Here is a 6,546-nt window from a genome sequence, read left to right on the forward strand (position 1 = left end):
ACAACTTACTTCAATCCTTGCAATTTTTCCAATACAACTTCATAAACATCTGTCAAACTGCCCAAATCTCTACGGAAAACATCCTTGTCCATGTGGTGCCCTTCCGCATCCCAAAGGCGGCAGTTATCTGGTGAAAATTCATCTGCCAAGATAATCTTGCCATCCTTATCAAAACCAAATTCCAATTTGAAATCAATCAAACGAAGACCAATTTGCTCAAACCAATCTTTCAGCAATTCATTGATACGACGTGTTTCTTCCTTGATATAAGCGATTTGTTCATCATTGGCAATATCCAAAAACTTCACATGCTCATCATTGATGAATGGATCATCCAAATCATCGTTCTTATAGTAAAATTCAACGATTGGAGTTTCTAAGTCCAAACCTTCTTCCACGCCAAAACGTTTTGAGAAAGAACCTGCAGTCACGTTACGAAGAACAACCTCCAAAGGAATGATGGTCACCTTCTTATTGAGTTGTTCTGTGTCAGAAATACGTTCGATAAAGTGTGTCGCCACACCAGCCGCATTCAATCTTTCGAAAATAAGAGACGAAATCTGATTATTCAGCACACCTTTCCCCTCTATGGTCTCTTTGCGAGCTCCATTCAGCATAGTGGCCTGGTCCTTGTAGACCGACTTAATCACATTTTCGTCTTCTGTAGTATAGATATCTTTAGCTTTTCCCGTATAAATAAGTTTACTGGACATTTTCTTGTTCGCCTTTCGCATTACTTTACATCATTCTAACACAACAGACACTAAAAATCAAATATTACACGAACTATATTTTGTATAGTATCTGAAAAAGTACAGAAAAATCGCAAACGATTTTTCATTTGCAATTTTCTAAGATCGATTTGAGTTAAAAATAGAAACTTTATTCTTGTTTCAAAAAGCGGTCCAGATAGTAGCGTAAAAAACTCTTCCTACCTGTAATCATAGTCAAACGACCTTCAAGTCCATAACGAAGTTTTTCTGCTTGTTCAGCATTCAAATCCGTCTCTGCCTCTAATTTAAAGAAATTGCCCTTTTCTGTCTGAGTCGCACTGGTATCGATATTCGTAATCTTGGATGTCAACACTAGCTGCTTATTGGCATCCGTTACTGTTGTAAATCGTACCTCATTTCCATGCTTGAGATCAGCCACTTCCTTAGAACTAATATAAGCTGTCAGTTTTGCCTTCCTCTCCCTAGCCAACTGCGGAAAAAGGTGAGCAAGGATAGTTCCTTCTGGAATGATGGTAGATCGACTATGCTCAGGATTCAAATGTAGAACACCATCTTCTGTTGCTGTAATTTTCCCCTTCTCTAAAAGATTTCCTTGAATCTTTTTACCTGACTCCACTTCAAGAATTTTCTGATCCAAGAGCGTTAATTCCTGGCCTACCTTGGCTAGTTGCTGGGATTTTAATGACTCCAACTGACTTCCTAATCCAGATGCATAAGCTTGCTGGGCTCCTGAACCTGCATACTGTACTCGATAACCTGCAAGAGTTGACTCCAACTGAGTGATGTGAGCATCTAGCTGAGATAAGGCCTGCTGTTTGGCTTCCGATCCCTGCTCTTTTGTTGACTGATAAGACTGATAAATGACATAAGCTGGATGATCACTCTCTAAGACTCCATCAGCTTGAATAGCAGACTTGGCTTGCTGATATTCTTTAATTTTGGACTGGGTTTCACCGATGAGATTGCCTAACTCTGTCTGACTACCACTGGCTGCTGCATTTTGAGATGATATACTAGCATTTTGTTGCTCAACCTGACTCCGCAGACTAGCAGCTTGATTTAGATAATCTAAAAAACTATGCTGATAGCCAAATTTATCTGCTTCAGGAAATTGATCACTTCCTGATTGAAGGCTTGCTTTTAAATACTCCAGTTGAACCTTCTGATCCTTGAGCATTTCCAACTGACTAGCATAATTCTCAGCCTGAACTGCTTCTGCTCCCTCTTGGTATTGAACGAGAAGATCCCCTTGCTTGACAAACTTATTTTCAGCCAAATGATTGGCAACAATCTTACTATTACTACTAGACTGAATGGTGGCAATGATACGAGCAGGTTCTACCGTAGCTCCAGCTGTCAAGCTTATCTCCTTTTGTGCAAAGATTGAAAAAACAATCAGGAACAAAAATAAGATAAAACTTGGAAAAATCACATAACTAGAAAAATTATGGTAACGACGATTGTAAAACTCAGCACTTTCTAAAAATTCTGATTGCATCTTTTCTCCTCTCTAACTATTCACCAAGTGGGCATAAAAACCACCCTGAGCCAGTAAATCCATATGTGTACCCTCTTCGACAATCTTGCCCTGATCCAAAACGACAACCTTCTCTGTCCGCTCAGCAATGGTTAAACGGTGGGCGATGAAAATCAAGGTCTTATCCAAAGCCATGAGATTATCGACAATTCGCTTCTCGGTCAAAATATCTAGACTGCTGGTCGCCTCATCCAAGATCAAGACAGGCGCATCAGTCAAGAGAGCACGCGCCAAAGCGATCCTCTGACGTTGCCCACCTGAAATGCCCGCTCCATCCGAAGTCAATTCTGTCTGGTAATTCAGTGGCATGCGCTCAATATCCTCCCGAATCTCTGCCAACTCCACTGCTCTCAAGATATCCTCCTGGGTCGTCCCCTCCTTAGCTCCGAGGAGAAGATTCTCCAAAATCGTTCCGTTAAAGACGTAAGGCTGCTGAGGCAGGTAGTTGATATACTGGCGCAGAGCCTTTTTATCAATCTGATTGAGATTGACACCACCCAGACTAATCTCCCCCTGACTAGGATCATAAAAATTAACCATCATCTTAGCCAAGGTCGTCTTACCCGATCCTGAAATCCCTACAAAAGCCACTTTAGAGCCTTGCGGAATGGTTAGATTGATGTCCGACAAGACATCTCGACCATAGCCATATTTGTAGTGAACCTGCTGGAAATCCATATCTCCTTCTAGCAAGCTCAAATCCGAGACTGTTTTCTTTTCCTCAAACTCAGATGCAACCAGATAAACTTCATTGAGACGGTTATTGGCAACCTGCGCTGTCTGAAGCTTAGTTTGCAGATTGATGATATTTTCCAAAGGATTTGTAAAGTAAATAAGCAAGGTATTATAGGTAATCAACTGGCCCAAACTCATCTTATTATCCATGACTAGGAGAGCCCCCATCCAGAGAATGGCAACATTGAGCAAGAGTTGGGCAAGCTTTTTCAGAGCCTTTTGCTGACTTTCTGCCCGACTGTAGGTAAAAGATTTTTTCAGATAATCTACAAATTCCTTGTCAATCTTTTGGTAGCGTGAACTTTCACTAGTTAAGGACTTGATGGTCTCAATACCATTGATGTCCTCAATGATAGAAGAAGACAGAACCGCATTGGCTTCCATAGTTTCCCGATTCATCTTTTCAAAGGGCTTCATAAAAGCAAAGATAATCACTGTGTAGATAGGAAGGGCTAGTAAACTCATGAAAAAGAGATTGCTATTCTGCGAAAATAGAACTACTGAAATAATCAAGACAGTAGATACATCCAAAAAGATTGACAGAATAGTCGAAGCCAGTGCATCGATGATACTATTTGCATCCGTGAAACGAGACACGATTTCCCCTGTCCGTCGTGTTGCAAAAAAGGACATAGGTAAATGAAAAACGTGCTTGATGTAGGATAAAATCACGTCAATCGACAAGCGTTGCCCCAAAACAAGTAAAAGATACTCCTGGGCATAAGATAAGATTTGCTGAAGGACATAAACGATGACTAGCCCTATCGAAATAATTCCCAGTGTCGAGCGCATCTGATCTGGTACATAAGTATCAATGATAGACTGCAGATAATAAGAACCCACAATGTTAATCAAGGTCACCAAGAGGGTCGCCAAAACAATATTAACAATCAAACCTCGCTGTTTCACTAATATAGGGATAAAGGAAAGCAGACCATTTTTTTGTTCCTTATGAGGCTGATAACTCGGAGATGGTGCCATAAAAATAGTGATTCCTGTCCACTCCTTGGCAAAGCGCTCACGAGAAATCTTGGTCAGCTTAACACTAGGATCTGGATCAGCAATATGAATGTTGTTCTTGTCCTGCCCAGTCACCACATAATAATGGAGCAATTTCCCTTCCTTAAGCACATGAGCCACAAAAGGAAAAGTTACATCCTGCAAATCAAACAAGGTCATGTCCGCCTTTATTGCTCGCGTCTCAAAACCTATCTCCTCAGCAACCTTGACTAAGCCTAAAGCTGTAGTCCCATCCATGGTCGTCTTGGCCAACTCTCGCAAGTGAGCCAGAGAATAATAACTACCATAATAACCAAAGACCATGGCTAATGAAGCCACACCGCAGTCCATCTGGTCTACTTGAGGACGATAATGCCGTTTACTAAATTTCATATCCTACTCCTCTTCCTAACAATCTCCAAAGAAAACTTTATAAGATTATTTTATCCAAACAAAGAAGCAAAAAGAAAATTATTTCTAAAAAAACAATAACTGCACCTGAACAGCACTTTTTCCTACATAAAAATAGGTAGAACAAACATTCTACCTAAAATATATATTTATAAAGATTTCTTTTTCTTCCTAATTCCTTTGTCAATCATGTACAAAACGATAATCGAAAACAGCGGTGGTACAATATAACTCTTTTCACTCATTGTCAGCTGAAATCCCAGAGTTGCTAGTATCTTGAGAATAAACATATTCATCAGAAATAAGAAAAGGAACGTTAGAAAGATTTTTAAAGTCTTATTCATTTCCATCCTGATTATCTTCTTTATCTCTTATTTTCTGGATAGCATGATATTTTACCGCTATGTAAATGATTAAAAAAAGTAGGGGATAAGAGAATAAATCTGAAAGTTCCATGAAATTTATACTATACTTTCCTAGCAATAGTTTATAGTCTATTAAAACTTGCATGATAGAAAATACAATACGTACTAGTAGAAGCAGCCCTAATAATATCACTTCTTTTTTAAACATACGAATATCTTTCTAACTAAAATCAGACTACAGTTCATCAGCTTAACACCCAAACATTCCCCAAGATTGCCCTAATACTGGAGTCACAAAGTTCAGATCTATTTAATCAACCTTTATCACATTTTTCTTCACTTCTACAAAGTAAAATAAATACCATCAAGAATAGTGAAATTGTAGGTATGTCAAAATTTTCAAACCATGTAGGTAGATTTATTTTGTTTACATCAGCGACTATTCTAACAATGATATAAACCATCGAACTGCAGCATACAGTAAACTATAGCCAAGCTTTTTGTAACACTTGAACGACTTTCATCTCAAACTCCATTTTGATGGTCCATCAATTCCCAATCTTACTTCCTTTTGTTTGATACTTGTATCCTACATAAAACAGACCAAGCAGAATTGGATAGTTTTCTGGATAAAACAAGGTATTGATCGGTTTTTTCAAAATCAAATACGTTACAATATAGATAATGACTGACACGATAAAATAACCTTCAGCAAATCCTAATAAAAATGTTTTCATTGCAGACTCCTGCTTTCTTATAAAGAATTTACTAGCTTTTTATCCACCTCGTGATGCAGACTGATAACCATTATACGCACCCCAAGCTAATAGTCCAACAGACAAAATACCACCACCAATTAAAAGTACTACTCCTCCACCATTGACTTCTTGCAGTTCAACATCACTTAACGTAGTATAATTTTGTTCAATAGTTTGTAAATTCGACATGTTTATCCTCCATTTTAATAATAAAAATTAGTTTTCTTTTAATACACCAATAATAATCATCAATACACTCATAACAAACGCAGACAACAGTCCTTTAGTAGTACTATTGAAAAAAGGTCTATCAAAAACATAATAATTATATGCAGATAATCCTAAACCAACGGCAGTCACCACAATTGTAATAACGAGTAGTATAATCCAAAATGTTTTCTTGCTCATATTTATCAAAAACTATGGATGAGTAATATAGTAGAACGTTTTACCAGCAGCTTCACCAACTTGGTAAATCCCCCAACCAATTGCAATACCCACAGAGACTACCTCCCAAGCAACTCCCCCATCCACTTCCATCAGCTCTTCTTCCGTAAGAGCTACAAAGTTCTGTTCCATTTTGTCAAAGTTTGTCATTTGTTTTCTCCTTTATTTTTATATTTGTGATTTCTAACCTTTAAACCATTTTAAAAGCCAAATTGGATAAATAACTGAAATAATCATTTCTAATCTCCTTCCTTTTCTTCTCACTTATCTATTCGAGAAATCATTTTAAAATGAATGAATAAATTTAATTTATTTAAAATACAATTTGATAAACCATGGAAGTAAAATTGGTAAATACATTGATCAGACTCCTTTCCTTTTCTTCTCACTTATCTATTCGAGAAATCATTTTAAAATAAACAATTAAATCAAATTTATTTTAAAAACCACTTGATTAACCACGGATAAAGACCTGTCACATACATCAGCAATCCTCCTTTTTTGTTCTCATCTCTTTATTCGTAAACTCATACTCTTCGAAAATCAAATTCAAACAACGT

The 6,546-nt window shown here is 37.6% G+C and carries 9 protein-coding genes and 1 pseudogene; all 10 read right to left on the reverse strand.

Annotated elements, in window-relative coordinates; all coding sequences use genetic code 11:
• Positions 1 to 5 precede the first annotated feature (5 nt).
• The 10 genes and pseudogenes from purC to HMPREF2795_RS00795 all read right to left on the reverse strand — a co-directional run bounded on the left by purC (position 6) and on the right by HMPREF2795_RS00795 (position 6,136).
• Positions 6 to 713, reverse strand: a complete 708-nt coding sequence (purC, locus tag HMPREF2795_RS00760) for a phosphoribosylaminoimidazolesuccinocarboxamide synthase (RefSeq protein WP_075227947.1) — start codon at positions 711 to 713, stop codon at positions 6 to 8.
• A 169-nt stretch (positions 714 to 882) separates the two neighbouring features.
• Positions 883 to 2,232: a bacteriocin secretion accessory protein gene (locus HMPREF2795_RS00765; RefSeq protein WP_075227948.1), complete on the reverse strand. Its 1,350-nt coding sequence runs from the start codon at positions 2,230 to 2,232 to the stop codon at positions 883 to 885.
• Between the two features lie 12 nt (positions 2,233 to 2,244).
• On the reverse strand, positions 2,245 to 4,398 hold the full coding sequence (gene comA, locus HMPREF2795_RS00770) for a peptide cleavage/export ABC transporter ComA (RefSeq protein WP_075227949.1): 2,154 nt from the start codon (positions 4,396 to 4,398) through the stop codon (positions 2,245 to 2,247).
• Between the two features lie 167 nt (positions 4,399 to 4,565).
• Positions 4,566 to 4,760: a hypothetical protein gene (locus HMPREF2795_RS10820; RefSeq protein ID WP_049504617.1), complete on the reverse strand. Its 195-nt coding sequence runs from the start codon at positions 4,758 to 4,760 to the stop codon at positions 4,566 to 4,568.
• Positions 4,753 to 4,989, reverse strand: a complete 237-nt coding sequence (locus HMPREF2795_RS00780) for a hypothetical protein (protein WP_075227950.1) — start codon at positions 4,987 to 4,989, stop codon at positions 4,753 to 4,755. The genes HMPREF2795_RS10820 and HMPREF2795_RS00780 overlap by 8 nt, the downstream gene beginning before the upstream one ends.
• Positions 4,990 to 5,095: 106 nt before the next feature.
• Positions 5,096 to 5,305, reverse strand: a pseudogene (locus HMPREF2795_RS11005) (bacteriocin immunity protein).
• Positions 5,306 to 5,329: 24 nt separating this feature from the next.
• Positions 5,330 to 5,518: a hypothetical protein gene (locus HMPREF2795_RS00785; protein WP_075227951.1), complete on the reverse strand. Its 189-nt coding sequence runs from the start codon at positions 5,516 to 5,518 to the stop codon at positions 5,330 to 5,332.
• Positions 5,519 to 5,557: 39 nt separating this feature from the next.
• Positions 5,558 to 5,728: a H354_08695 family bacteriocin-like peptide gene (locus HMPREF2795_RS00790; protein ID WP_000067700.1), complete on the reverse strand. Its 171-nt coding sequence runs from the start codon at positions 5,726 to 5,728 to the stop codon at positions 5,558 to 5,560.
• Positions 5,729 to 5,755: 27 nt separating this feature from the next.
• The gene (locus HMPREF2795_RS10165; RefSeq protein WP_004236903.1) at positions 5,756 to 5,947 is read right to left on the reverse strand and encodes a hypothetical protein; all 192 of its coding nucleotides are present in this window, start codon (positions 5,945 to 5,947) and stop codon (positions 5,756 to 5,758) included.
• Positions 5,948 to 5,959: 12 nt separating this feature from the next.
• Complete coding sequence (locus tag HMPREF2795_RS00795) at positions 5,960 to 6,136, reverse strand: class IIb bacteriocin, lactobin A/cerein 7B family (RefSeq protein ID WP_049526785.1); 177 nt, start codon at positions 6,134 to 6,136, stop codon at positions 5,960 to 5,962.
• Positions 6,137 to 6,546: the final 410 nt, after the last annotated feature.

It is taken from the genome of Streptococcus sp. HMSC056C01 (assembly GCF_001811305.1).
In the GTDB taxonomy this organism is placed as follows: Bacteria; Bacillota; Bacilli; order Lactobacillales; family Streptococcaceae; genus Streptococcus.